Origin of the sequence: Streptomyces sp. NPDC057697 (assembly GCF_042799335.1) — a bacterium.
Taxonomy (GTDB): Bacteria; Actinomycetota; Actinomycetes; order Streptomycetales; family Streptomycetaceae; genus Streptomyces.
In genome coordinates this window covers 268,473-292,646 of record NZ_JBHVJA010000010.1, presented here as the reverse complement: position 1 = coordinate 292,646, position 24,174 = coordinate 268,473, and the positions used below count along the sequence as shown (strand labels likewise).

The 24,174-nt window shown below is 70.5% G+C and carries 22 protein-coding genes; 9 read left to right on the top strand and 13 right to left on the bottom strand.

Annotation, left to right across the window (positions count from 1 at the left end; genetic code table 11):
* Nucleotides 1-140: 140 nt before the first annotated feature.
* From ACFVFH_RS25380 to ACFVFH_RS25345, 8 genes are all read right to left on the bottom strand, one after another.
* The gene (locus ACFVFH_RS25380) at nucleotides 141-608 is read right to left on the bottom strand and encodes an NUDIX hydrolase (RefSeq protein ID WP_383772620.1); all 468 of its coding nucleotides are present in this window, start codon (nucleotides 606-608) and stop codon (nucleotides 141-143) included.
* Nucleotides 605-1,606: a CHAD domain-containing protein gene (locus tag ACFVFH_RS25375; RefSeq protein ID WP_383772618.1), complete on the bottom strand. Its 1,002-nt coding sequence runs from the start codon at nucleotides 1,604-1,606 to the stop codon at nucleotides 605-607. The genes ACFVFH_RS25380 and ACFVFH_RS25375 overlap by 4 nt, the downstream gene beginning before the upstream one ends.
* The gene (locus ACFVFH_RS25370; protein ID WP_383772616.1) at nucleotides 1,593-3,842 is read right to left on the bottom strand and encodes an RNA degradosome polyphosphate kinase; all 2,250 of its coding nucleotides are present in this window, start codon (nucleotides 3,840-3,842) and stop codon (nucleotides 1,593-1,595) included. Before ACFVFH_RS25370 ends, ACFVFH_RS25375 begins: the two co-directional genes overlap by 14 nt.
* Nucleotides 3,843-4,110: 268 nt before the next feature.
* The gene (locus ACFVFH_RS25365; protein WP_383772614.1) at nucleotides 4,111-5,076 is read right to left on the bottom strand and encodes an ABC transporter permease; all 966 of its coding nucleotides are present in this window, start codon (nucleotides 5,074-5,076) and stop codon (nucleotides 4,111-4,113) included.
* The gene (locus ACFVFH_RS25360; RefSeq protein WP_383772613.1) at nucleotides 5,073-5,978 is read right to left on the bottom strand and encodes an ABC transporter ATP-binding protein; all 906 of its coding nucleotides are present in this window, start codon (nucleotides 5,976-5,978) and stop codon (nucleotides 5,073-5,075) included. The genes ACFVFH_RS25365 and ACFVFH_RS25360 overlap by 4 nt, the downstream gene beginning before the upstream one ends.
* On the bottom strand, nucleotides 5,975-6,385 hold the full coding sequence (locus tag ACFVFH_RS25355) for a GntR family transcriptional regulator (protein ID WP_383772611.1): 411 nt from the start codon (nucleotides 6,383-6,385) through the stop codon (nucleotides 5,975-5,977). The genes ACFVFH_RS25360 and ACFVFH_RS25355 overlap by 4 nt, the downstream gene beginning before the upstream one ends.
* A 105-nt stretch (nucleotides 6,386-6,490) precedes the next feature.
* Nucleotides 6,491-7,414: a mycothiol synthase gene (mshD, locus tag ACFVFH_RS25350; RefSeq protein ID WP_329923055.1), complete on the bottom strand. Its 924-nt coding sequence runs from the start codon at nucleotides 7,412-7,414 to the stop codon at nucleotides 6,491-6,493.
* A gap of 2 nt (nucleotides 7,415-7,416) precedes the next feature.
* The gene (locus ACFVFH_RS25345) at nucleotides 7,417-8,571 is read right to left on the bottom strand and encodes a YhcG family protein (RefSeq protein WP_383772608.1); all 1,155 of its coding nucleotides are present in this window, start codon (nucleotides 8,569-8,571) and stop codon (nucleotides 7,417-7,419) included.
* A 220-nt stretch (nucleotides 8,572-8,791) separates the two neighbouring features.
* Here ACFVFH_RS25345 and ACFVFH_RS25340 point away from each other — a divergent pair, with 220 nt between their 5' ends.
* Nucleotides 8,792-10,645, top strand: a complete 1,854-nt coding sequence (locus ACFVFH_RS25340; RefSeq protein WP_383772606.1) for a bifunctional metallophosphatase/5'-nucleotidase — start codon at nucleotides 8,792-8,794, stop codon at nucleotides 10,643-10,645.
* A gap of 106 nt (nucleotides 10,646-10,751) precedes the next feature.
* Here the strand turns inward: ACFVFH_RS25340 and ACFVFH_RS25335 are convergent, their stop codons facing one another.
* Nucleotides 10,752-11,213: an ATP-binding protein gene (locus tag ACFVFH_RS25335; protein WP_383772604.1), complete on the bottom strand. Its 462-nt coding sequence runs from the start codon at nucleotides 11,211-11,213 to the stop codon at nucleotides 10,752-10,754.
* A gap of 249 nt (nucleotides 11,214-11,462) precedes the next feature.
* Here ACFVFH_RS25335 and ACFVFH_RS25330 point away from each other — a divergent pair, with 249 nt between their 5' ends.
* From ACFVFH_RS25330 to ACFVFH_RS25295, 8 genes are all read left to right on the top strand, one after another.
* Nucleotides 11,463-12,314: a helix-turn-helix domain-containing protein gene (locus ACFVFH_RS25330; RefSeq protein WP_383772602.1), complete on the top strand. Its 852-nt coding sequence runs from the start codon at nucleotides 11,463-11,465 to the stop codon at nucleotides 12,312-12,314.
* A gap of 13 nt (nucleotides 12,315-12,327) precedes the next feature.
* Complete coding sequence (locus tag ACFVFH_RS25325) at nucleotides 12,328-12,522, top strand: DUF397 domain-containing protein (protein ID WP_189545603.1); 195 nt, start codon at nucleotides 12,328-12,330, stop codon at nucleotides 12,520-12,522.
* Between the two features lie 309 nt (nucleotides 12,523-12,831).
* Nucleotides 12,832-13,170 (top strand): hypothetical protein, encoded by a 339-nt coding sequence (locus ACFVFH_RS25320; RefSeq protein ID WP_383772599.1) that lies wholly within the window; start codon nucleotides 12,832-12,834, stop codon nucleotides 13,168-13,170.
* Nucleotides 13,171-13,594: 424 nt separating this feature from the next.
* On the top strand, nucleotides 13,595-16,381 hold the full coding sequence (locus tag ACFVFH_RS25315) for a hypothetical protein (protein ID WP_383772597.1): 2,787 nt from the start codon (nucleotides 13,595-13,597) through the stop codon (nucleotides 16,379-16,381).
* Nucleotides 16,382-16,392: 11 nt separating this feature from the next.
* Entirely contained in the window at nucleotides 16,393-17,244 is an 852-nt protein-coding gene (locus ACFVFH_RS25310) for an immunity 49 family protein (protein WP_383772596.1), read from the top strand.
* A gap of 340 nt (nucleotides 17,245-17,584) precedes the next feature.
* Nucleotides 17,585-18,478 carry a phosphatidylinositol-specific phospholipase C gene (locus ACFVFH_RS25305; protein WP_383772594.1) on the top strand — a complete coding sequence of 298 codons (894 nt, stop codon included), beginning with the start codon at nucleotides 17,585-17,587 and terminating at the stop codon, nucleotides 18,476-18,478.
* An 80-nt stretch (nucleotides 18,479-18,558) separates the two neighbouring features.
* Complete coding sequence (locus ACFVFH_RS25300) at nucleotides 18,559-19,005, top strand: helix-turn-helix domain-containing protein (RefSeq protein ID WP_383772592.1); 447 nt, start codon at nucleotides 18,559-18,561, stop codon at nucleotides 19,003-19,005.
* A gap of 33 nt (nucleotides 19,006-19,038) precedes the next feature.
* A complete protein-coding gene (locus ACFVFH_RS25295) occupies nucleotides 19,039-19,581 on the top strand; it encodes a putative toxin-antitoxin system toxin component, PIN family (RefSeq protein ID WP_383772590.1) in 543 nt (180 codons plus the stop codon).
* 47 nt (nucleotides 19,582-19,628) lie between these two features.
* On the opposite strand, the gene ACFVFH_RS25290 is transcribed toward ACFVFH_RS25295, so the two are convergent.
* The 4 genes from ACFVFH_RS25290 to ACFVFH_RS25275 all read right to left on the bottom strand — a co-directional run bounded on the left by ACFVFH_RS25290 (nucleotide 19,629) and on the right by ACFVFH_RS25275 (nucleotide 24,174).
* Nucleotides 19,629-21,536 (bottom strand): serine/threonine-protein kinase, encoded by a 1,908-nt coding sequence (locus ACFVFH_RS25290; protein WP_383772588.1) that lies wholly within the window; start codon nucleotides 21,534-21,536, stop codon nucleotides 19,629-19,631.
* A gap of 244 nt (nucleotides 21,537-21,780) precedes the next feature.
* The gene (locus ACFVFH_RS25285) at nucleotides 21,781-23,220 is read right to left on the bottom strand and encodes a sensor histidine kinase (RefSeq protein ID WP_383772586.1); all 1,440 of its coding nucleotides are present in this window, start codon (nucleotides 23,218-23,220) and stop codon (nucleotides 21,781-21,783) included.
* Nucleotides 23,217-23,948: a response regulator transcription factor gene (locus ACFVFH_RS25280; protein ID WP_383772584.1), complete on the bottom strand. Its 732-nt coding sequence runs from the start codon at nucleotides 23,946-23,948 to the stop codon at nucleotides 23,217-23,219. Before ACFVFH_RS25280 ends, ACFVFH_RS25285 begins: the two co-directional genes overlap by 4 nt.
* A gap of 46 nt (nucleotides 23,949-23,994) precedes the next feature.
* On the bottom strand, nucleotides 23,995-24,174 hold the full coding sequence (locus ACFVFH_RS25275) for a hypothetical protein (RefSeq protein ID WP_383772582.1): 180 nt from the start codon (nucleotides 24,172-24,174) through the stop codon (nucleotides 23,995-23,997).

Below are 24,174 nucleotides of genomic sequence, written 5' to 3'. Positions count from 1 at the left end.
GTTCCGTTCCCGGCCGCGTGTCCCGTCCCGTCCCCGGTCGGGTGTCCCACCCCGTCCCCGTCCGGCCGGGTGCCCCACCCCGTCCCCGTCCGGCCGGGCGGTCCGTCCCGTCCCCGGTCGGCTGCCCCGTACCGGTCGGGTCAGGCATCCCGCTGTGTGGCCGGTCGCGGCGGGGCGTCCGGCAGGATCGCGAGTACGGCGTCCAGGAGGTCCCGGTCGCGGTCCTGGGTGAGACGGGCACGGGCCGCCGCCGGGGCGAGCCAGCTCACCCGGTCGACCTCGGCGTTGGGCACGAAGGAGCCGCCGGTCGCCTCGGCCGCCCAGTAGGAGACCTCCTTGGGGCGGCCGTTCGCGCGATAGCGGACCACGGGGAGCGGGGCGCCCGGGGCGCAGTGCCGGCCGGTCTCCTCCAGGACCTCGCGCAGGGCGGCGTCCAGCGCCTGCTCGCCGCGCTTGAGCTTGCCCTTGGGGTGCGACCAGTCGTCGTACCGGGGCCGGTGGACCAGGCAGAACTCCAGCCCCCCGGACGGCGACCGGCGCCACAGCACGCACCCCGCGGCGAGCACCGGCCCGGTCCCGGCGCGCCCGTCGTCCACGGACCCGCTCATGGCGCGGTCACGGCCGCGCTGGTGTACGGCCAGCAGGCCCGGAACACGCCGCGCGCCGCCTCCACCTCATGGCGCTGGTCGGCGTGGAGCACCCCCAGGGCGTACGCGGTCGCGGGTGCGATGCGGGGCGTACGGGCCGCCGACGCGGCCGCCGCGGCCGCCTCCGAGGCGTCCCGGTGCAGATCGAGCGCCCGGCCCGGCGCGCTCAGGACCGGATCGGGGCCGCCGCGCACCACCTCGTGGGCGTACCGGTGCAGCCGCAGCAGCAGCCGGGTGCGGTGCCAGGGCGCGTCCTGCGCCTCGTTGTACGGCTCGGCCGCCCGGCCGGACGGGAGCGCCGCCACCGCGCCGAGCAGTTGCTGTTCGGCCCGGTCGGCGGGCCCGTGCAGCATCTCCTCGGCCGGGGCCGCGGCCGAGGCGGCGAGCGGTACTTCCGAGGCGAGCAGCGCGACGGCGTCGGCCACCGCGTGGAAGCGGGAGGAGCCGAGCGCCTGGAGCGCCGCGGAGTGGGCGCGGGTCCGGGCGAGGGTGAGCTGCCGTTCGAGGAGGGCCCCGGCGCGGGCGGCGCCGACGCCGAGGGCGGCGCGTTCCTTGTCGGCGGAGGCGGCGCCGGAGCCGGACCCGTCGCGGGCGGCGGGCAGCGAGGTGCCGGACAGGGTGTGCAGCGCTTCGAGGAGCCGGTTCAGCCGGGTCGCGTAGGCGTGTTCCCGGGCCAGGGTGCCCGAGAGCCAGGCCAGTTCGGTACGGAGCTGCTCGGCCCAGGCGGCGTCCAGCGCCGCCCGGAAGGTGTGCAGCGTGCCGCCGATCCGGCGCGAGGAGCGGCGCAGCGCGGCGGCCGCCTCCTCCGCCCCGTGGCTCCCGGCGTCCGTGGGGGCGCTGTTCTCGCGGTGCAGGCGAAGGCTGCGGAGGAATTCGGCGGCCTGTTCCTGGAGGTAGGGCGCGAGGACCGCGCCCGCCGTAAGGTCCGCCTGCGTCGTCTGCTGGTCATGGCGTCGCACGCCGGCGCCTCCGGGCGTCAATGAGCATTTCCTGTACGTGCCGCAGCGGCTGGCCGTCCGCGTCCGTGGCGTGCCGGGTCCAGTTCCCGTCGGGACCCAGGTGCCAGGAGGAGGTGGTGTCGGCCATGCCGGTCTCCAGGAGACGGCTGAGCGCGGCGCGGTGGGCGGGGTCGGTGACCCGGACCAGTGCTTCGATCCGGCGGTCGAGGTTGCGGTGCATCATGTCGGCGCTGCCGAACCACACCTCGGGTTCGCCGCCGTTGCCGAAGGCGAAGACCCGGGAGTGTTCGAGGAAGCGGCCCAGTATCGAGCGGACCCGGATGTTCTCGGAGAGCCCGGGGACCCCGGGGCGGATCGCGCAGATGCCGCGGACCCAGATGTCCACCGGCACCCCGGCGGTCGCGGCCCGGTAGCAGGCGTCGATGATCGCCTCGTCGACCATCGAGTTGACCTTGATGCGGACGTACGCGGTCCGGCCGGCCCGGTGGTGGGTGATCTCCTTGCTGATCCGGGCGATCAGCCCGTCCCGCAGGGACTTCGGGGCGACCAGGAGCCGGCGGTAGGTCTCGCGGCGGGAGTAGCCGGAGAGCCGGTTGAAGAGGTCCGAGAGGTCCGCGCCGACCTGCGGGTCCGCGGTCAGCAGGCCGAGGTCCTCGTAGAGCCGGGCCGTCTTGGGGTGGTAGTTGCCGGTGCCGACGTGGGAGTAGCGGCGCAGGGTGTCGCCCTCCTGCCGGACGACCAGCGACAGCTTGCAGTGGGTCTTGAGGCCGACGAGGCCGTAGACGACGTGGCAGCCCGCCTCCTCCAGCTTCCGTGCCCATTTGATGTTGGCCTGCTCGTCGAAGCGGGCCTTGATCTCCACGAGCACCAGGACCTGCTTGCCGGACTCGGCGGCGTCGATGAGGGCGTCCACGATCGGCGAGTCGCCCGAGGTCCGGTACAGGGTCTGCTTGATGGCGAGGACGTCCGGGTCGCTCGCGGCCTGCTCCAGGAAGGCCTGTACGGAGGTGGAGAACGAGTCGTACGGGTGGTGCAGGAGCACGTCGCGTTCGCGCAGCGCGGCGAAGACGTCGGGCGCGGAGGCGGATTCGACCTCGGCGAGGTCGCGGTGGGTGCCGGCGATGAACTTGGGGAACTTCAGCTCGGGCCGGTCCAGCGAGGCTATGCCGAAGAGCCCGGTGAGATCGAGCGGTCCGGGCAGCGGGTAGACCTCCGCGTCGGACACCTTCAGCTCGCGCACCAGCAGGTCGAGCACGTACGGGTCGATGGACTCCTCGACCTCCAGGCGGACCGGCGGGCCGAAGCGGCGCCGCATCAGCTCCTTCTCCAGGGCCTTGAGGAGGTTCTCGGCGTCGTCCTCCTCGACCTCCAGGTCCTCGTTCCTGGTGACCCGGAACATGTGGTGGGCGAGGACCTCCATGCCCGGGAAGAGCTCTTCGAGATGGGCGGCGATGACGTCCTCTATGGGCACGTACCGCTGCGGTGACGCCTCCAGGAAGCGGGTCAGCAGCGGCGGCACCTTGACCCGGGCGAAGTGGCGGTGGCCGCTGACCGGGTTGCGCACGACGACGGCGAGGTTGAGCGAGAGCCCCGAGATGTACGGAAAGGGGTGCGCGGGGTCGACGGCGAGGGGGGTCAGCACGGGGAAGACGCGCTGCCGGAAGAAGGTGAACAGCCGGGCCTGTTCCTTCTCGGTCAGCTCGGGCCAGCGGATCAGCTGGATGCCCTCGTCGGACAGGGCCGGGGCGACGTCCTGCTGGTAGCAGGCGGCGTGCCGGGCCATGAGTTCGCGCGAGCGGGTCCAGATCAGGTCCAGGACCTCGCGGGGCTGGAGACCGGAGGCGGACCGGGTGGCGACCCCGGTGGCGATGCGGCGCTTGAGCCCGGCCACCCGGACCATGAAGAACTCGTCCAGGTTCGAGGCGAAGATCGCGAGGAAATTAGCCCGTTCGAGGAGCGGTGTGGCCGGGTCCTCGGCCAGTTCCAGCACTCTTTCGTTGAACGCGAGCCAACTGCGTTCACGGTCCAGGAAGCGTCCCTGGGGCAGTTCGTCGCCGTCGGTGCCGGGCTCGTACGCGTCCACGTCGGCGTCGATGTCGGGATCCAGGTCGGCCGCGGTCGACAGCGCGGCGCCGTTGGAGGCGGCGACGGCGTGCGGCCGGTGGGCGGCGAGCGAGCCGACCGATGGCTGCGCGGCGGACTGGACCGGGACCTCGGAGCTGGGCTGCTGGCTCATGGCCCTATTCTTCCGCGCGGACGGCTCCGGGGGCGCGTCGGAGGGTGCGGAGATCGCGGGGAACGCGCGGTTGACGTCGTTCGTGCGCTCTCCGCCGGGATTTCTCCCGTTGCGGGGGGTCGGCACAGCTGGCTGCATTGTCAGAGGGTCGCAAGCGCTTCTGAATGGCTGGTAACGGCGACATGACGTGCAGGAAGCGGTGTGCCGTGCGCGGATTGGTCATACGAACCGATTCCGGGCCCCCGGGAGGGCCCGGAACGCGGCGGCGTCAGCCGTGCAGACGGCGCAGCACCCGGAAGGCGAGCGCGACGGCGAGGGCGGCCAGGGCGAGCAGGATGCCGGTCTCTACGAGCTGGAGGGGCCAGAAATGGGAGGCGGGGTGGTAGTCGGCGAAAGCGGTGACGCCGCCCCGGTCGCGCATGCAGGCAGCGGTGTCCGCCGCGCCCCCGGAGCAGTCCTCCAGGTGGATCGCCTTGCCGGAGGCAGTGAGCATGCCCGAGTCGACCAGCCACGCATGGCCCCCGGGCCGGTCGCCGGCGGTGGCGCGGAGGGTCGGCCAGAGGCCCTCGCGCACCCGGTTCAGGACCATCACCAACGGGACGTACGCGAGGACCGTCACGACCATCGCCGCGACCGTGCGCCGCAGCAGCAGTCCTGCGAGCGCTCCGAAGGCCAGCATGCACAGGGCGTAGCCCACGGGGGCCGTGCCCATCGCGCCGTAGACCTCGCGCTCGTACCAGGCGCCCCTCGGGTAGTACGTGCCGTTCGCCCGCGACCAGGCCCAGGCGGAGAAGGCGGACAGCACGGAGACCCCGGCCAGGGTGAGCACGGCGGGTACGGCGAGCCTGGCGGCGAGCCAGCGTGCGGGCGAGACCGACTGGGACCAGGCGGTCCTGTACGTACCGCTCTCCAGCTCCCGGCCGATCAGCGGCCCGGCGACGAACACGCCGACGCAGGCGGGCAGGATCATCATCGCCAGGCCGGCGTAATCGACGGCCCGGCTGAACCGCAGCTCGGTGTCGAGGAAGGCGCGGACGGTGTCGCCGCATCCCCGGACCGTGTTCTCGACCGAGCAGCCGCTGCCCGCGAACGTGTCGGAGGCGGACGACGCCCACAGCCACGCGGCGACGACGACGGCGACACCTACGAGCGCGAGGGCTCCGGCGCTCCACAGGGCGCGGCGGTGCTGGCGTATGACGACCCGCTCCGGCCCGCGCAGGGCGATCGCGCTCATACCGCCGCCACCTCCTTGCCCTCCTCGGCGGCCGTCGCGCTCGGCGTCAGCAGCGCCGGGGCCTGCGGCGACCGCAGATGCGCGAGCAGCAGTTCCTCCAGCGACGGCTCGGCGGAATCCCAGATGCCCCTGTCCACTGGGCCCTCTGTCCGTACCAGGGTGGTCTGCATCCGTCCCGTGGTGCGGGACTCGACGGCGGTGTGCGGTGCGGTGTCCCGTACCGGGCCGGTGAGCAGGGCGTGTGCGGCGAGCAGGTCGTCCGTCTCGCCGCCGAGCCGGACGCGGCCGCCGTCGACGAGCAGCAGGTAGTCGCAGACGCCCTCCAGCTCGGTGAGGAGGTGCGAGGACATCACGAGGGTGGTGGCGTGCTCGGCCGTCTCCGCCATCAGGGCGCCCATCAGCTCCTGGCGGGCGAGGGGGTCGAGGTCGGCCATCGGCTCGTCCAGCAGGAGCAGTTCGGGCCGCTTGCCCAGCGCGAGGGCCAGGGCGAGCCGGGTGCGCTGGCCGCCGGAGAGGTCACGGACCCGGGCGCCGCGCGGGAGATCCCCCGCGATGCGTTCGGCGGTGTCCTGGTCCCAGGTGGCGGGATTCAGCTCGGCGCCCGCCCAGAGCGTCGCGTCGACCGTCAACTGCGGGTACAGCGGCTTGTCCTGGGCCACGAAGGCCAGCCGGGCACGTGCTTCGGCGGGCGTCCCGCCCAGCACGCGCACCGATCCCGCCGAAGGCCGCAGCAGCCCGGCCGCGAGGGCCAGCAGGGTGGACTTGCCCGCGCCGTTGGGACCGACGAGGGCGCAGACCCGCCCGGCGGGCAGCCGGAAGGAGCAGTCGCGCAGCGCCCAGCCACCTTCCCTGTTCCGGTACTTCACACCGAGGCCGGTGGCCTCGATCGCAACGCCTGTCATCCGGCTCGATCCCCCTCGAAGGTGCTGTCCAGTACGGCGGTGAAGAGCGCGCTCACGTCGTCCTTCTCCAGCCCGGCCGCGCGGGCCCGGCGGGTCCAGTCGGCGAGCTCGGCGCGCAGCGGCGCGTCATCGGCGGCCGCCGCGCCGCCGAGTGCCCGGGTGACGAAGGTGCCGAGCCCGCGCCGGCCCTCGACGAGACCCTCCCGTTCCAGCTCCCGGTACGCCTTGAGCACGGTGTTCGGGTTGATGGCGGTGGCCTCGACGACCTCCCGCGCGGTGGGCAGCCGGTCACCGGGCACCAGCAGGCCGAGGCGGAGCGCCTGCTTGGTCTGCTGGACGATCTGGAGGTACGTGGCGACGCCGCTGCGCCGGTCGATGCGGTACTCGACCGCTGCGGACTCTGCCATTTTCACCCTTTCACTAGTTGAGTAGTGAAAGGGTCCCGTAAGGAAGGGGCGGCGTCAAGCGACGCCGCCCCCGGGGGAGTTGATCCGGTGCCGGTCCGTCCGAGCTCAGGACTCCGTGCGGTACATCAGGTCCACCTCGTGCGTCACGAAGCCCATCCGCTCGTACACCGCCAGGGCCGCCTTGTTGTCCGCGTCCACGTAGAGCATCGCGGTCGGCAGCGCCTCGGCGGCCAGATGGCGCAGCCCGATCGCGGTCAGCGCCTTGCCGAGCCCGCCGCCCTGCGCGTCGGGCCGGATGCCGACCACGTACACCTCACCGAGCTGCTCCTCGGCGTGCACCTTCGTCCAGTGGAAGCCGATCAGCTCGCCGTCGCGCTCGGCCAGGAAGAACCCCTTCGGGTCGAACCACGGCTCCGCCTTGCGGTCGTCCAGGTCGCGCTGGGTCAGCGAACCCTGCTCCGGGTGGTGGGCGAAGGCGGCGCGGTTGACCGCGAGCCAGGCGGCGTCGTCCTCGCCGGGCACGAAGGTACGGACGGTGACGCCGGGCGGAAGCACCGGCTCCGCGATGTCCGGCGGGGTCAACGGGCGGCGCAGCTGGCGCAGTTCCCGGAAGAGCGAGAGCCCGAGGACCTGCGCGAGATGGCGCGCCGCGGACTTCCCGCCGTGCGCCCACACCCGCAGCCGCTTCCCGGTCGTGGCGAGCAGCGCCGCGCCGAGCGCCCGCCCGTGCCCCTGCCCGCGGTAGGCGGGGTGGACGACCAGTTCGGCGGCCGGGGCCTCGACGGGGTCGGTGTCCTCCAGCTGGGCGTACCCGACCAGGACCGGCCCGCTGCTCAGCAGCAGATGCCGCACCCCCTCGCGCCGGCCGCCCCGCAGCTGAAGCCGTCCCTGCTCGGACACGGCCTGCCGCCCGTCCGACCGGGCGGCCTCGGCGAGCAGTTCGGATACGGCTTCCGCCTGCTCGGGGGAGAGCACGTCGAGCGTCCGGATCTCGCGTCCGGGTGCGGGGAGGGGTGCGTCAGTCGTCATGCCTACGAGCGTACGGGGGCGGGGTGGGCGCCGGGGGGTGCCGCAGGGCTTGGGTTCTCGGCCCGCGGTGTGCCGGGCGTCGGTTCTCGGTCCGTGGTCTGCGGTGTGTGCAGCACACCATCGGCGATCCGGGAGAGATCCTCGGCGCTGGGCAGCAGCTCGCGCACCCGGTCGGGCAGACCGGCGTAGGTGCTGACGGCCAGCGGCTGGTTGTAGCCGCGCAACGCGTACTCGACCATCGACCGGTCGCGGCTCTCGGCGATGAGAATGCCGATGGTGGGCCCGTCGCACTCCTTGTCCCGCACCAGATCGTCGACCACCGACACATAGAACCCGAGCTGCCCGAAGTGCTCGGGGTGGGCCTTGCGGGTCTTCAGTTCCAGTACGACGTAGCAGTGCAGCTTGCAGTGGTAGAAGAGCAGGTCCATGCGGTATTCGCTGTCGCCCACGACCACGGGGTACTGCCGCCCCACGAAGGCGAAGCCCACACCCAGCTCGGTGAGGAACCCGATGAGGTGGGCCACGAGGGCGTCCTCCAGGTCCCGCTCCGTGTGCCGGCCGCCCAGCTCGGTGAAGTCGAGCCGGTACGGGTCCTTGATGATCTCCTTCGCGGCCTCGGACCGCTCGGGGATGACGGCGTCGAAGTTGTTGATCGCGGCGGCGTGGGAGAGGTGCAGGGCGTGGTGGACCGCCGAGGTCAGATCGTCCCGGGACCAGCCGTTGCGGACTGCGTGCTGAATGTAGAAGTCCAGCACGGGCTGGGTCTTGCACTTGTCCATGAGGACCTGGAGGTGGGCCCAGGGCAATTGTCCAGCAGCCTGCTGGACAATTGGCTCCGGCCAGATCCGGGCCATCTTCACCATGTAATGCAGACTGCTGCGCGAGAATCCCCGCTGGCCCGGGAACTCGGTGCGCAGCTCCGTCGCGATGCGCCCCACGACCTTGGCGCCCCACTTCTCCTCCCGCTGTCGCGCCAGGATCGTCCGCCCGATCTCCCAGTACATCTGGAGCATCTCGGTGTTGACCTTCAGCTGGGCCCGCACATGCGCGCCGCGCACGATCGGCTTCAGGTCGTCGATCATCTCGTGGAAGCCCGGCGGCAGTTCGGATGTTCGCTGGCCTGGTACGACGGCCTTGCTAATCGGTTCGTTGTCCATGGCGTACAGGCTTGCGTCGTACGTGCGTGCTGGGACGTTTCTGCCCGCATATGTGAGCCATACGAGTGACATCCGACTGTTTGCGGTCATACCCCCCGCATGGCAACCAGTTCGTAACCCGGGAAACCTGTCGCGCTACGCGCGTTGACCCTAGGCTGCGCACGAAGTCTCCAGACTCGTCATCACTTACGAACCTCCCGCTGAACTCACAAGGGGACCGATGTCAGCGACACCGCAGAAGAACCGTGTGCCCCGGCGGGTGCTCGCCGCCGCGGCCGGGCTCGCCACCGTGGGCGCGCTCGTCGCCGCCATGCCGGCCGGCGCCCAGGAGCGTGGCCATGGGCACGGACACGGGCATGGCCACGGGCACCACAAGCCCGCCCGTACCGTCGACGTACAGCTGCTGTCCTTCAACGACCTGCACGGGAACCTGGAGCCGCCGGCCGGCTCGGCGGGCACGGTCAACGAGACGCAGGCCGACGGCACGGTCAAGGCCATCCCGGCCGGTGGCGTCGAGTACCTCGCCTCCTCGCTGCGCACCGCGCGCAAGGGGCACCCGTACTCGATCACCGCGGCCGGCGGCGACATGGTGGGCGCCAGCCCGCTGCTGTCGGGTCTCTTCCACGACGAGCCGACCATCGAGGCGCTCAACAAGATCGACCTCGATGTGACGAGCGTCGGCAACCACGAGTTCGACGAGGGCGCCACCGAGCTGGCCCGCCTCCAGAACGGCGGCTGCCACCCGGTCGAGGGGTGCTACGAGAAGAACAAGAAGTTCAAGGGTGCCGACTTCCCCTACCTCGCCGCCAACGTGACGAACGAGAAGACCGGCAAGCCGATCCTCAAGCCGTACACGGTGTGGAAGAAGAACGGCGTCAAGATCGGCTTCATCGGGGTGACCCTGGAGGGCACGCCGAACATCGTCACGGCCAACGGCGTCAAGGGCCTGAAGTTCCACGACGAGATCGAGACGATCAACAAGTACGCCAAGGAGCTGGACCGGCAGGGCGTCAAGTCCATCGTCGCGCTGATCCACGAGGGCGGGCAGCCCGCCTCCACCTCGTACAACTACGACTGCGACAGCTCCGGCACCGGTGACGGCATCTCCGGGCCGATCACCGACATCGCCAAGGGCATCACGCCCAAGGTCGACGCGCTGGTCACGGGCCACACCCACCAGGCGTACGTGTGCACGATCCCGGACCCGGCGGGCAACCCGCGCATGGTCACCTCGGCGTCCTCCTTCGGCAAGCTCTACACCGACACGACGCTCACGTACGACCGCCGCACCAAGGACATCGTCCGTACGTCGGTGAAGTCGGCCGGGGCCAAGAACCCGAAGTCGGCGAACCACATCGTCAGCCGGGACCAGCCCAAGGCCAACGACATGACGGCCCTGATCGCCCGCTGGAACGCCCTCGCGGCCCCCATCTCGAACCGGCCGCAGGGCTACATCACCGCCGACATCAACGGCCGCGGCTCCACGGCCCCCGAGAAGCCGCTGGGCGACCTGATCGCCGACGCCCAGCTGGAGGGCCTGGCCCCGGCGGACAAGGGCGGGGCGGTCGTCGCCTTCATGAACCCGGGCGGCATCCGCGCGGACCTGGTCCACAAGGCGTCCGGCAGCGAGGGCGACGGGGTGGTGACGTACGGCGAGTCCTTCACCGTGCAGCCCTTCACCAACATGATGAACGTCGTCGACCTGACCGGCGCCCAGTTGGTGGCGGCACTCCAGCAGCAGGTGAGCGGCTCCAACGAGGCCAGCCCCAAGATCCTCCAGATCTCCAAGGGCCTCACCTACACCCTGGACATGACGAAGACGGGCGCGGCCCGCGTGGTCACCGACACGATCAAGCTCAACGGCGAGGCGATCGACCCGGCCAAGTCCTACCGCGTGGCGATGAACGAGTTCCTCGCGGGCGGCGGCGACGGCTTCGCGGCCCTCGGCGAGGGCACGAACAAGCTGGTCGGCCCGTCCGACCTGGACGTCTTCAACGCCTACCTGGCGGCCCACTCCTCGGCCGCCGCACCGCTGGCCCCGCCGGCGGCCGACCGGATCACGGTCATCCAGTAGCAACTCCGTACGTGCGGTGACTCCGTACGTGCGGTGACTCCCGTACGCGGGTGAGCGGGGCGGTGGGCCGGCGGGCCCACCGCCCTTCTGCGTGTCCGCGTCCGGTTCAGGGCGCCGACCCGGTCCGGGCGAGCGTGAACCAGACCGCCTTCCGGTACGGCAAGTGGCCGCCCAGCACGGTCATCCCCCAGGCGAACGCCAGCCGCTCCACGAGCAACAGCCCACGCCCGCCCTCCTGTTCGCCGCGCAGGCCGCGGAAGGCCGGTGGCTCGGGCAGGGCCCAGTGGTCGTCGTCCGCGACGGAGACGGTGACCAGCTTGCGCCGGACGGTCACGCGGACTCGGATCAGGGATGTCCGTGTGTGCCGGTGGGCGTTGGTGACCAGCTCGGTGACGCACAGCCGCGCGTCGTCGACCAGCCCGCAGTGTCTGCTGACGGTCAGCAGCGACGCGATGAAGTCACGCGAGAGCTTCGCGGCGCCGGCCGTGTTCGGCAGGGCGAGCCGGTAGATCTCGCCGCCCTGCGGGCCCGGTGGCGCGGAGTTTGCAGTGGCGTGGACGTGGGTCATGTCGTTCTCCCAACGCGGTGCGGTGCGGTGCGAACGGGTGCGGCGCGCGTCGCCCGTGGCGATGGCCGTACGCGGGCGTTGGCCAACATGCCTGTGTACGGCTGCACTTCGGTCTGTCTACGTGCGGCGCAGTGTGTGAGAACGGTAGCGTGGGCGTATCAAGTGTTGTGGAGAAACCCATAATTCTTGCGAGAAGTGGACCCCTTCGAGGGATGCGGCCAGACTGGGTTTCGACAAGAGGAGAGGTTGATGCCACCGAGGAAGCCCCCTACCGCGCGTCAATGCCGACTGGGTGCGGAGCTGCGCAAGATGCGCGAGCACGCCGGCCTGACGCCGACCGAGGCCGCAGCCCTGCTGGGTACGGACCGCACCACGATCAGCAACACCGAATCGGGACGGTTCGGAGTGAGTGGCGCGCGGGTGCGCACATGGGCCGGGCACTACGAGTGCTCCGATGCGGCCTATGTCGACGCACTCGCAGACATGGCCGAGGAGCGGATAAAGGGGTGGTGGGAGGACTACCGCGGCGAGCTCTCCGGGAGTGCGCTCGATCTGGCGGAACTGGAGCACCACGCGGCGGGCTTCCGGTCGGTTCAGATCATGCATATGCCTGGTCTGCTCCAGACCGAGGACTACGTGCGTGCCGTCTACTCGGAATCGCTGCCCGCGCCGACCCCGGCAAGTCTCCGGCGCAGGATGTCGCATCGCTTGAGGCGCAGGGATGTTCTCGACCGGTCGGATCCGCCTGCGTGCACATTCCTGGTTCACGAAGCAGCTCTGCGGATGCAGTTCGGCGGACGCAAAGTCGCCCGCGGGCAGCTTGAGCACCTTCTGAAGGAGTCGGAACGCGACAATGTCACCGTACGAGTGATTCCGTTCGCGGCAGGTGGCTTTCCGAACGCAGGTAGTTCGACCCACTATGTCTACGGTCCGGTTCCGCAGCTCGACACCGTGCAGACGGATGCCCTGCTGGGTTCCGGGTTCGTCGATGCCGAGGCGCGGCTCCGGGTCTTCCGGGCGGTGCTCGACCGGACGGAAGGGCGATCGCTCGATCCGCAGAGTTCGAGAGACTTCATCAAGGAAGTCGCAGAGCAAGTGTGAAGGCGTGAGAATCATGGAAATTCAGTGGCGAAAGTCGTCCAAGTCGGCCGATGCCGACGGTGACAACTGCCTGGAACTCGCCGAGTGCGGTGGCGAGATCCTGATGCGCGAGAGCGACAATCCGGACGTGATCATTCGTACGAGCCGAGCCAAGCTTCGTGCCTTCCTCGGCGGTGCGAAGGAAGGCGAGTTCGACGACCTGGCCTGAGCCGTCGCGCTCCGGCTTCGGGCGGCTCCCACCGGCGCAGGTGGGGGCCGCCCGCTGCTGTTGCACCTCATCTGTGGCGCATATTCATCTCACTCGTTAGATGGTAAACGCTTGATACGGGCTCGCATAAAACGCTAGCTTCGGGTTGCGCCTCCGGTCGGGCCGTCTTCGGTGGGCCGTGCCCGGATGCGCAACTCCGTTCAGACCTGCGCCGGTTGAACGGAGTTCCGAAGGACCGCCCCGCGCCAGCAGCTCGTCACGCCGGCCGCGGGTGCGGGGCGGTTCCGATGCGGCGCCAGGAGGAATTCCGTGCGCGAGCAACAACCCGAACCCTCCGTGACGCGCGTGTTCTGGTGCGAGCGGGTCACCTACCGCACGATGGAGGCGGACGAGATCGCCGAGGTGTCCCGGCACGTGGCTCTCGACCCCGCCGAGGCCATCCGCTTCATCCGGCTGAACGTGCGCGCGCTGGCCGCTGAGCTGCCACCCATGGAGCGGCACCGGGCGCTGAGCTGGGTCGACGGCGGCGGATGCGTCGGAGCCATCGGCGCGCTCCATCGCGGCGAACCCTGCGGTTTATCGCTGAGCCATCGCGATGCCTGGATCGAGTGGACCGTGCGTCCCGGGTTCAACTCGCCTGCGGGCTAGAGGACTTACGGACAGAGTAGCCGCAGCGTTCAACCGATGGGCGAGTGCATGGCGACTGCGAACTGCTCGCCAGGTCCGTGAGGCCGACCGTACTGCGTGTGCGGGCGAGAGTGAGGTAAGCCCCGGGAAGGCGCCTGATGTCGGACGTAGTTGGCCGGTTGTTGATTTGCTGATTGCATCAGCGATGTCCGAGTTGATAGGGAAGAGCGTGCGAACGGTTGTTCACACCGCTGGAGGTTCCGGCGTCGGGGCAACCAGCACGAGGGGGGCCTTTCATGGTGGCGTGGGAGATCGGACCGCAGGGTGTGCAAGGGCAGTTGAGGGCGACCGGTGCGCGTGCCGGTGATCTGGAGACGGCCAGGAATGCGCAGAACGCGGCGAAGGCCGTGCGTCTGGATGTCCTCAGGGGTATGCAGGGGCACCGGTGAGTGGTACCGAGCCGGTCGACCCGTCGGGGATTCCGGTGTTCACCGGTGATCTGGCGCTGCTCGATACGAAGGTGACGGCGCTGTCGGGTCATGGGGCGGCGATCGCGGCGGCTGCCGGTGATGTGCACAGCAGCTTCGGCGGGCTGAGCGCCTTCTACAAGGCGCCCGAGGCGGAGCGGTTGTTCGCGACGACCGCTCCGGTGGCGGCGACGGGGCTGTCGCTGAGTGCGGAGCTGTGTGTCATCGCCGGTGCGTTGAGTACGTACTCGGACGATGCGTTCCCGCTGGTGGAGAGGCTCAAGGAGCTGAAGCGGGACGCGGTCGCCTTCCGGATGCGGGCCGAGGGTGATGACAAGTGGCGTGAGGACGGTGATCTGGTCGAGGAGAACAACCGGCGCCGTGGCGAGATAGCCGAGGTCTGGGCCGCCTTCCAGGAGGTGGAACGGGCCTGTCACGCCAAGATCGTCGCCCTGGTCGGCGGCAAGGCGCTGAAGACCGATGACGGTTCCGGCAGGAAGGGCACCTACGGCTATGACGCCGAGGCCCTCAAGCAGGCGGAGAGCCTGCCGTGGGGGGAGGCGGTCGAGGAGTCGACGCCCTGGTGGCAGGTGTGGGAGCACGCCTACGACTTCGGCAAGGGGTTCCTCGTCGACGGGGTCTGGGGCACCCTCAAGGGGCTGGGCACCCTGGCCGGGTTCGAGGGCGGGGACGCCGCCGGAGAGGCATGGACCGGCCTGGCGAAACTGGCCACCGGGCTCTCGCCCGCCGCGATGCTCGCCCTGCATGCCCTGCCCGGCGACCACTCCGCCTGGATACGCGACTCGCAGACCGCGGTGAGGGAGACCGGCAAGGCACTGATCGCGTGGGACCAGTGGGGCAGCAACCCCTCCCGCGCCGCCGGAGCGGTCACCTTCAACGTCCTGACCACCGTCTTCACCGGCGGCTCCGGCAGCGCCGCGGCAGGCGCGGGCAAAGCGGGCCTGGCCGCCAAGGCCCTCTCCCTCACCAGCAGGACCGCCCGCGCGGTCGACCCCATGACCTACGTCTTCAAGGGCGCGGGCGCGGGACTGTCGAAGATCAGCGACGTCATGGCCGGACTGAAGGGCCTGGGCACGTTCGAGGCCCCCAGCATCGCCGTGGACGGCGCGATCGCTCTCCCTGAAAGTGCCGTCCACCTTCCCGACGGGACGATCCACGTTCCGTCGGGATCGGCGGTCCCGGACGGGGCGACCAGGCTCCCCGACGGCACCTTCAGGCTCCCCGAGGGCACCACTGCCCTTCCGTCGGGCACGGTGAAGCTGCCGGTGGACGGCCCGGCACAGTTCATGGACCCCGAGGGCAACATCTACGACGCGGCGGGCGATATCACCCAGCACGCGAAGGACGCCCCGCCGGGCAAGCCGGACGCCGACGCGGACGTCCCTCGCGCCGACGCCCCCAACGCGGACTCCCCGGCGACAGCCGGGGTCCCGGAGCGGGAGCTGATACGCGTCGGCGGCAGCGGCGACGACGCGATCCGCCTGGGCAGCGACCTCTCCGACCCGGTCCACGCGAGTGACCACGCACCGGGCGCCCGGCCGGACACCACCCCCGGCGGACACGCGGGGCACGGGCCCTCCAGCGAACTCGACGCTCCCCGGGACGGACACGGCACCGCCCCCTCCACGGGCAGTCACACGGACACCACGTCAACCGTCGGCCGCACGGACCCTCCATCGACCGTCGGCCACACGGACGGCCCGTCCAACGGTGGAGGCCGCCACGAGCCCCCACTCGCGGGTGGTCACGAGCCGGACGGGCCGGGTGGCACGGACACCGGCCGTCACGAGCCTGCAGCCTCGGCGGCTCCTGACGAGGCGACCCGCGCTGCCCACCGCGCGGAGTACGAGGCAGCTCGTGAGGTTCCGGTCAAGCACCGAACGCCTGACGAATGCAGGGCCATCACCCGCGAGCACGTCCGGTTGGCCAACGAGGACCCGGTCTGGAGAGCGGCGTACTACGACAAGTGGGGACCTGGATTCCGCAACAATGCCGACGAACTGGTCGACGGCCAACTCCTGCCGAAGCTGATCGAAAAGCCTCCCGGTACGTGGATCGCCACTTCCGACATCCCGCACGCGCATCCGGGCGAATTCCATCTCACTCCCTTGGAAAGAGGCAGGGAAACTGTCGCCCCCGGTGACCTCGCGTACCTCGACGAGGTCGCGGCCAAACGCATCGCAGGCATGGACCTGGCCGCGGCCGAGAAGGTCTTCGAGAAGAATCCGGGCCCTGAGACCGCATACGACCTGGCCCACGCACATGAGCACTACAGCCGGACGGTCGGCGAGGGTGTCGCCAACAACTCCAAGCTCGGTGAGGACCTCGGGGAGGAGGCCGCCCGGCGCCACATGCTCCTGCAGAAGGAGTTCGAAGGTGCCCATGAGCTCACCGACCTCCCCGAGACGGCCAACGGTTCGAAGAGGTTCGACCAGCTCTGGCGCGACAAGAACGGCGACCTCGTCATCGTTGAGGCGAAGAGCCCCCACGGGACGCTGGAGTGGCGCCAGGGCAATGGTGAAATCGATCAGGACTTCAGGGTGCGGCAGGGATCCATAGCGTACGTCCGCACGATCATTTCCGATATGAAGCAGCGCATCATGACTTCACCGGGGGAAGCCAAATATGTCATCGAACTCGAAAAGGGCGTTGACGACAAGACCTTGCGCTATGTCCTGGTCCAGGCCGCCGAGAATGTCGGTCAGTACGCTGGGGCCGTGCTCAAGCACTTCAAAATATTCTAAGGAGAACCACGTTGGTCTCGATCATCCCCCGCCATCCCTTCCCCACGGAGCACGCGGAAAGTGGCATCGCCGTTCTCCAGGAGAGCGCTGACAGGTGGGTCGACGGGCTGGAGGCGGACTCCACTGGTCTCGGCGAGGCCTTCGGTACCTGCATCACGCTGGCCAAAGCGCACTGCCTGCTGGACCCGCGGGGATCACTCTTCCCCACCTGGAACGCCTGGGTGAACGCCATGCAACTCGGAGCCGCCGCGTTCGCCGCCGCTACGACGAGCGACAGCCACGTCCAGTGCCGCATCGCGCACAAGGACCGCACCCTCCAGGCCACCGGCCCGCAGCCGTACGTGGCCCCGAGCACCTGGCTCACCGCTTTCTACTTCGCCGTGGTGTGTCGGGAACGGGACAGGATCACTGCCCTGTGCCGAGTGCCCCTGTCCCTGCTGCGGGAGAACGGCGCGCGCTACAAGGAGTTCGACTACGCCTGGATCGACGCCCTTCAGACCTACTGGCTCGGCAGCGGCGACCTCGGCCCCAAGCTGGTGGCAGCCATCGGCGGCACGGACTCGGACACCAGTGCCGACCAGGAGATGGTGAGCAAGATCCTCTATCCGCCGATGGAGATGTTCCACCGGATCGTCCGCGACGACCACGCCGGTTTCAACCGGGCTCTCGGAGCTGCCCTCCAGTGGCACAAGGAGTACTGGTCGCACGAGGACCGGGCCGGTCTGGTCCCGGGCCTCGTCGCGCTCGCACCGCTCGCCATGGCCTGCTTCGCCCACGACGCGGGCATCTCCATCGAAGTCGAGTCCGACTACCTGCCCGCCACCCTCCTGGGACGCAACTGGTGCGGCGAATTCCCCACGTAGAGGGAGGAAACGCCACCAACGGAACGCGGTTCTTCCTCGATGCGGGGCCTGGTTCGACGCCCCGCCGTGTGACTGCGGCGGTGTGCTGGACGAGTACGCCTGCGCCCGGGTGGAGATGGAGCACTGGACGGCCGACGAGGACCGCACCCAGAACGTCGAAAGGGTCGTGGCCATCGCTCCGTCGGCGATTGCCCCGCCTGACGAAGGCAAACGGGCCCCGGCGCATACGGCGCCGGACGGCCCGGTGGGGAAACGCACCGCTTTGCTCTGTTCCCGTCGTGACGCGTACCCGCCATAATCCGAGGGCTGACCCCCCACGGCAGACGGAGGCAACCCCCGCATGAGCCCGTACACCGCCAGTCGCCGGAACTTCCTGGCCGGCGCCCTCGCCGCCACCGCCACCGTGCTCATCGGTACGGGCTCCGCGCGCGCGGCCGATCGCCAACTCCGCTCCACCCAGGACTGGATGGGCGCGATACCCGACGCCACCGCGCTGCAACGCCTCACGATCCCCGGCTCGCACGACTCCGGGGCCCGCTACGGCGGGCCGTGGACCGAGTGTCAGAACACCACGATCGCCCAGCAGTTGGACAGCGGAATCCGCTTCCTCGACGTGCGGTGCCGGATCACCGGCGGCTCCTTCGCGATCCACCACGGGGCCTCGTACCAGAACCTGATGTTCGGCGATGTGCTGGGTGCCTGCTGGGACTTCCTGGCGGCGCACCCCTCCGAGACCGTGCTGATGCGGGTCAAGCAGGAGTACTCGGAGGAGAGCGACGCGGCGTTCCGGGCGGTCTTCGACGACTACCTCGACAACCGGGGCTGGCGGCCGCTGTTCCGCATCGACTCCTCGCTGCCCTCGCTGGGCGGGGCGCGCGGCAAGGTCGTGCTGCTGGCCGACAACGGCGGGCTGCCCGGGGTCCGGTACGCCGACTCGGCGCTCTTCGACATCCAGGACGACTACATGGCGGAGCCGTTCGGGAAGTACCCGAAGATCGAGGCACAGTTCCGCAAGGCCGCCCAGCAGCCCGGCAAGCTGTTCATGAACTACGTCAGCACGGCCGCCCTGATGCCGCCGCGCTGGAACGCGGACCGGCTCAACCCGCAGGTCCAGTCGTTCCTGGACGGCTCGGAGGCGGCGGGCTGGACCGGACTCGGAATCGTCCCGCTGGACTTCCCCGCCACCCGGTCCGGCCTGGTGGAGTCGCTGATCCGGCACAATCCGGGGGCCTGAGCCCGGGCCTCACCCGTCGCCGCGCTTGCGTTTCTTTCGAATTGTGCGAAGCTGGATCCACTCTCGAAGGAGGCAGGGCTATGCACGGCACTACCGAGGACCGCACTCTCCTGCCCGAGCACCGCGCGGAGATCGCCGAGCTCTGTGCCTTTCTGGACCGGACCCCGCAAGCGGCCGAGCCGGCCCTACTGCGTGGCCCGGACGGCGCCACGCGCACCTTGCCCCCGGAGGTCTACGAGGCGCTCATGGTGGTGGTGCGGGCCCTGTCGGAGGGCAAGGCGGTGACCGTCGCCCCGGTGAACACCACACTGACCACGCAAGAGGCTGCCGACCTCCTGGGAGTCAGCCGACCGACGTTCGTCAAGATCCTCGACGAGGGCGGGATCCCCTTCTCGCGGCCGGGAAGACACCGCAGAGTGCTGCTGGCCGACGTTCTGGAGTACAAGGAGAAGAGGCGCTCACAGCGGCGTCGAGGGCTGGACGAACTGGTCAGGCTGACCGAGGACGCCGATCTCTACGACAACTGATCAGCTGGATCCGCCCGAGCCGAGTGGAGCGATGTGCAGCGCGTCGTCCTGGACACCTGTGTCCTTTTCCCGAACTACCTCAGGGACACACTGCTTCGTCTCGCCGAGGCCGAGATCTACGAACCGCTCTGGTCCGCCGACATCCTGGACGAGCTGACCAGGAACGTCGGCGAGCGGATCGGAGTCTCGAAGGCCAAACGAATCGTCGAAGCGATGGCAGACACGTTCCCCGACAGCCTCGTGTCGGGATACGAGTCGCTCGTACCAGCCATGGCGAACGACGCCAAGGACCGGCATGTGCTGGCGGCGGCGGTCCGGGGGCAGGCGCATGCCCTCGTCACGCTGAACGTGAGGGACTTCCCGTCCCAAGCGTCGGATCCGTATGAGATCGAGGTGTTGCGCCCGGATGACTTTCTGCTGGACGTGCTCGATCTCGTACCAGTGGAGATGAACTCCGTCCTGCGCGCGCAGGCGGGCTCCTATCGGCAGGAGCCCCGTGACCTGCACGGGCTCCTGGACAGGCTGGACGCGGGAGGCGCGCCGCAGTTCGCCGCCGAATTCCGGCGCCGTCTCTGACCCCTCCGCTCCGCCAGGCGCGGGTGCGGTCCTCGCCGCCCCCGGCCTCAGGCCCGCTTGTAGTAGTAGCCGCTGCCGGCGGCGGCTCCGACGTTGTGCTGGATCCCGCTGCCGTTGAGGACGTAGTACGACGGGTCGTTGATCGTGTAGCAGTAGCCGGGGTTGGGGCCGACGAGCTTGGAGGCCCCGACGTTGATACGGGTGTTTCCGTTCGAGGCGGAGGTCACCTTGGCCTCGTACGGGCAGTCGTTGTAGGGGAAGTCGGACATGCGCACCACACCCGACCGGGAGATGGTGATGGTGCCCGGCTGGCCGGTGTTGTACGTCTCGCCGAATTTCCAGGTGCCCACGAACGACGAGGGGACCGACCCCCCGCCGCCGCCGGAGCCGCCCCCACTGGTCCCACTGCCCGAGCCGTTCGAGGAGCCCGACGAGCCGGACGAGCCGGACGAGCCGGACGAGCCCGAGGAGTTGTTCGGAGCTCCGCCGCCCGTCGCGTCGGATCCTCCCCCTGAGGACGACGACCCGCCCGCGCCGGACGATCCCGAGCCCGTGCCCGGGTACTCGGCGTTCCGGCCGTCCTTTCCGTCCCGGCCGTCCCCGCCGGCGTCGCCCTTCTTGTCCTTCTTCTTGTTCTCTTTCCTGGTCTTGTCGCCGGAGGCGTCGGGGCTCTTCCCCGGGGAGGGGGTGCCCTCCGGGGAGGACGGCGAGGGCGGGGCGGCCGGGGCCGTCGCGGTGGCGGAGGGCGGGGACGCCCGGTTGTCGCTGTCGCCGCTGAACGGTTGCAGGACGGCCATCGTGCCGCCGCCCCCGGCCAGGACCAGGACCACGGGTACGGACACGATCCACTTCCGGCGCCGCCCCTCCCGACCGCGCTTCGGCTCGGCCGTCCCCCCGACGAGGACGGCCCCGGGGACGGCCTCGGAGGCGGGGCCCGCCGGGCGGCGGAGGCCGACCGTCCCGCGGTCCACGGGCTCCTGCCGTACCGGCGCCGCCTCCGCGTCGAGAAGCCGTGCCGACTGCCGCGCCAGGTGGCCCACCACGTTCGCCGGGAGCCACGACGCCGCCGCCGGGTCGAGGCGGTGGCGGGCGGTCTCGGCCAACAGGTCGTCCACGGAGGGGCGTTCTTCGGCCGACTTCGTCAGGAGGCGGGTGATCAAGGTGCGCAGGCCCGCGTCGCGCACCCGGTCGAGCGCGGGCGGGCTCTCGACTATGTGGTACATCACCGCGTGCTGGTTGCTCACCCCGTGGCCGAACGGGAGCGTGCCGGTCGCCGCGTAGGTCAGTACGCACCCGAGCGTGAACACATCGCTCTTCGGGCCCGCGCTCTCGCCCCGTATCTGTTCCGGCGCCATGAAGCCCGGTGACCCGATCACCATCCCCGTGCTGGTGAGCAGGGAGTCGACCGAGGTCTCGACGGCGCGGGCGATGCCGAAGTCGATGACCTTGGGCCCCTCGACCGTGAGCATCACGTTCGACGGCTTGAGGTCGCGGTGGACGATACCGGCCGCGTGGATGTCCTTGAGCGCGAGCAGGAGCCCGTCGGCGAGGGCGAGCACGGACTTGGTGGGGAGCGCGCCGTGGCCGCGTACGACCTGTTCCAGGGAGAGGCCGGGTACGTAGCCGGTGGCGACCCAGGGGTACTCCTCGTCGGGGGCCGCGTCCAGCACGGGCGCGGTGTAGCGCTCGCCCACCCGCCGCGCGGCGCCGACCTCGCGGCGGAAGCGGGCCCTGAACTGGGGGTCGGCGACGTGCTCCGCGTGCACCACCTTGACCGCGACCGTGCGGCCGCCCTCGGAACGGGCGAGATAGACCCGGCCCATACCGCCCGCGCCGAGCCTGCCCAGCAGCAGATAGGGCCCGATCCGGGCCGGGTCGTTCGAGGTCAGCGGCTTGATGCCGCCGTCGGCGTAGTCCTCGCCGCTCTCGTGATCGTCCTCGTGCGCGCTGGTCATGTTCGAGCGTTCCCCCGGATGTCCCGTGCCGCAGCCCGTGGGACCGGCTCGGTCGTCCGAAATCCGCTTGCTGTGCTGCGACGTGACGCAAGCGGTGATCAGTCTGGGGCATCACACTCAGCTATTGGAACTACTTCCGGAAAAAATTCTAGAAACTTCTCCACGCCGTCCGCAGGACCGCTCCCGGCTCACCGCTCCCGGCTCACCGCTCCCGGCTCACCGCTCCCGGATCACAGTTCCCCGCTCACAGCTCCGGCGGAGGCGTCGGCGCCCCTGGCAGCCGGATCGAGGCGACCGTGCCCGGCCCGTCCTCCGCCGGGCGCAGGGCGATCTCGCCGCCCGACTGCTGGACCGTGCGGGCCACGATCGACAGGCCGAGGCCCGAGCCGGGGAGCTGGCGGGCGGACGGGGAGCGCCAGAACCGTTCGAAGACGTGCGGGAGTTCGTCGGCGGGGATGCCGGGGCCCTGGTCCCGTACCGTCAGTTCGCCGTCGCGCAGGGCGATCTCGATCGTGCCGTGTGCCGGGCTGAACTTGACCGCGTTGTCCAGGACGTTGACCACTGCCCGTTCCAGCGCGGCGGGCTCGGCCCGTACGTACCAGGGTGTCAGGTCCGCCCTGATGGTCAGCTCGGGGCCGCGCAGCCGGGCGCGTTCCAGGGCCGTGTCCGCGATGTCGTGCAGCGCGACGACCTGGAGCGGGCCGGGGCCCGGGGCGTCGGGGCGGGCCAGTTCCTGGAGGTCGCCGATGAGCGAGGCCAGCTCGGTCATCTGGGCCTTGACCGAGGTCATCAGGGCCCTGCGGTCGTCGGGCGGGATGGCGCGGCCGGTGTCGTCGCTGCGGGCGAGGAGCTCGATGTTGGTGCGCAGGGATGTCAGCGGGGTCCGCAGCTCATGGCCCGCGTCGGCGATCAGCTGGGCCTGCCGGTCGCGGGAGCTGGCCAGGGACGCGGTCATCGAGTTGAAGGAGCGGGACAGCCGGGCGATCTCGTCCTCGCCCTCGGCCGGGATCCGGACGGTGAGGTCCTCGGTACGGGCGACGTGCTCGACGGCCTCGGTGAGCTCGTCGACGGGGCGCAGCCCGGTGCGGGCCACCCAGAGCCCGGCCGCGCCCGCGCCGACGGCGCCGATCCCGGCTACGGCCAGGAGCACCCAGGCGAGGGTGGAGAGCGGGTCGTCGATCTCGCTCATCGGGCGGGCGATGGAGACGGCGATCCCGCCCGTCGTCCCTCCGAGCTGCTGGGCGCTCTGGTCCAGCGGGTAGGTGAAGACGCGTACCTTCGTCCCGTTCTCGGACGTGGCCGAGTGCAGCGCGTTGGGCAGGCGCCGTTCGGCGACCGCGATGTCCGCCTCGCTCACCGGAAGCGGCGACTGCTTGCCCGAGAGCTTGGGGGCGATGCACACCGTGCCCTGGGAGTCGTTGAGCTGGACGGTGTAGTTGCCCGAGAACGGCCGGGGCGGCAGCGGAGTGGTGCCCCGGCAGTAGGCGTACAGGCGCTCCAGATAGTTCTCGTCGACCTTGGAGCTGCGCAACGAGGAGTCCAGCTGGTTCTCCAGCTGGACCCGCGTCACGAACCAGCAGGCCACCGCGACCGCCGCGACCGCGACCGCCACCGCCGTCGCCACCAGCAGCGCGAGCCGGGAGCGCAGGGGCAGCGCGCGGAGCCGGCGCAGGGCCCCCGTCATCCTTCACCGCCGCCGGAGCGGAGCGCGTAGCCGACCCCCCGCACCGTGTGCACCAGGCGCGGTTCACCGCCCGCCTCCGTCTTGCGGCGCAGATACATCACGTACACGTCCAGGGAGTTGGAGCTCGGCTCGAAGTCGAAGCCCCATACGGCCTTGAGGATCTGCTCGCGGGTCAGCACCTGCCGGGGGTGGGCCAGGAACATCTCCAGGAGGGTGAACTCGGTGCGGGTCAGTTCGACCCGGCGGCCGCCCCGGGTGACCTCCCGGGTGGCGAGGTTCATCCGCAGGTCGGCGAAGGCCAGCTCGTTGTCGTCGGGGACGCCGCCGCCCGCCGGGGCCGCGTAGGAGCTGCGGCGCAGCAGGGCCCGGATGCGGGCGAAGAGCTCGTCCAGTTCGAAGGGCTTGACCAGGTAGTCGTCGGCGCCCGCGTCGAGGCCGGTGACCCGGTCTCCGACGGTGTCGCGGGCGGTGAGCATCAGGATCGGGGTGGTGGTCCCCGCGGAGCGGAGCCGCCGGGCGGCGGTCAGGCCGTCCATCCGGGGCATCTGGATGTCGAGGACGATGAGGTCGGGGGCGTACGAATCGGCCCTGGCGAGGGCGTCGAGACCGTCGACGGCCACCTCGGTGCCGTAGCCCTCGAACGCGAGGCTGCGCTGAAGGGCCTCGCGTACGGCGGGCTCGTCGTCGACGATCAGGATGCGCTGCGGATCGTCCTCGGCGGGGCTCATCGGTGCTCGTCCTCTTCTCGTTCCCTGCGGCTGTGCCTTCCGGCTCTCAGCCTCGCACGGCCGCGGCACGCCGTCGTCCGGCCCGGCGCCTGCGGCCGGTGGTGGCGGCCGCGGCCGTACCGAGCTCCGGGGCCCGGTCCGCCCCGTGTGCGGCCCGTTCGGTCACGAGGGCGAGGGCGAGAGCCAGGTCGGCCGGGCCGGTGGGGGTGTGGGCGGGGTGGTGCAT

What these genes read in the sequence shown, in the direction of transcription:
- ACFVFH_RS25380 (WP_383772620.1), bottom strand. Translation starts at nt 608, where the DNA reads ATGAGCGGGTCCGTGGACGACGGGCGCGCCGGGACCGGGCCGGTGCTC.
- ACFVFH_RS25370 (WP_383772616.1), bottom strand. Translation starts at nt 3,842, where the DNA reads ATGAGCCAGCAGCCCAGCTCCGAGGTCCCGGTCCAGTCCGCCGCGCAG.
- ACFVFH_RS25365 (WP_383772614.1), bottom strand. Translation starts at nt 5,076, where the DNA reads ATGAGCGCGATCGCCCTGCGCGGGCCGGAGCGGGTCGTCATACGCCAG.
- ACFVFH_RS25360 (WP_383772613.1), bottom strand. Translation starts at nt 5,978, where the DNA reads ATGACAGGCGTTGCGATCGAGGCCACCGGCCTCGGTGTGAAGTACCGG.
- ACFVFH_RS25355 (WP_383772611.1), bottom strand. Translation starts at nt 6,385, where the DNA reads ATGGCAGAGTCCGCAGCGGTCGAGTACCGCATCGACCGGCGCAGCGGC.
- mshD (WP_329923055.1), bottom strand. Translation starts at nt 7,414, where the DNA reads ATGACGACTGACGCACCCCTCCCCGCACCCGGACGCGAGATCCGGACG.
- ACFVFH_RS25345 (WP_383772608.1), bottom strand. Translation starts at nt 8,571, where the DNA reads ATGGACAACGAACCGATTAGCAAGGCCGTCGTACCAGGCCAGCGAACA.
- ACFVFH_RS25340 (WP_383772606.1), top strand. Translation starts at nt 8,792, where the DNA reads ATGTCAGCGACACCGCAGAAGAACCGTGTGCCCCGGCGGGTGCTCGCC.
- ACFVFH_RS25335 (WP_383772604.1), bottom strand. Translation starts at nt 11,213, where the DNA reads ATGACCCACGTCCACGCCACTGCAAACTCCGCGCCACCGGGCCCGCAG.
- ACFVFH_RS25330 (WP_383772602.1), top strand. Translation starts at nt 11,463, where the DNA reads ATGCCACCGAGGAAGCCCCCTACCGCGCGTCAATGCCGACTGGGTGCG.
- ACFVFH_RS25325 (WP_189545603.1), top strand. Translation starts at nt 12,328, where the DNA reads ATGGAAATTCAGTGGCGAAAGTCGTCCAAGTCGGCCGATGCCGACGGT.
- ACFVFH_RS25305 (WP_383772594.1), top strand. Translation starts at nt 17,585, where the DNA reads ATGAGCCCGTACACCGCCAGTCGCCGGAACTTCCTGGCCGGCGCCCTC.
- ACFVFH_RS25300 (WP_383772592.1), top strand. Translation starts at nt 18,559, where the DNA reads ATGCACGGCACTACCGAGGACCGCACTCTCCTGCCCGAGCACCGCGCG.
- ACFVFH_RS25290 (WP_383772588.1), bottom strand. Translation starts at nt 21,536, where the DNA reads ATGACCAGCGCGCACGAGGACGATCACGAGAGCGGCGAGGACTACGCC.
- ACFVFH_RS25285 (WP_383772586.1), bottom strand. Translation starts at nt 23,220, where the DNA reads ATGACGGGGGCCCTGCGCCGGCTCCGCGCGCTGCCCCTGCGCTCCCGG.
- ACFVFH_RS25280 (WP_383772584.1), bottom strand. Translation starts at nt 23,948, where the DNA reads ATGAGCCCCGCCGAGGACGATCCGCAGCGCATCCTGATCGTCGACGAC.
- ACFVFH_RS25275 (WP_383772582.1), bottom strand. Translation starts at nt 24,174, where the DNA reads ATGCACCACCCCGCCCACACCCCCACCGGCCCGGCCGACCTGGCTCTC.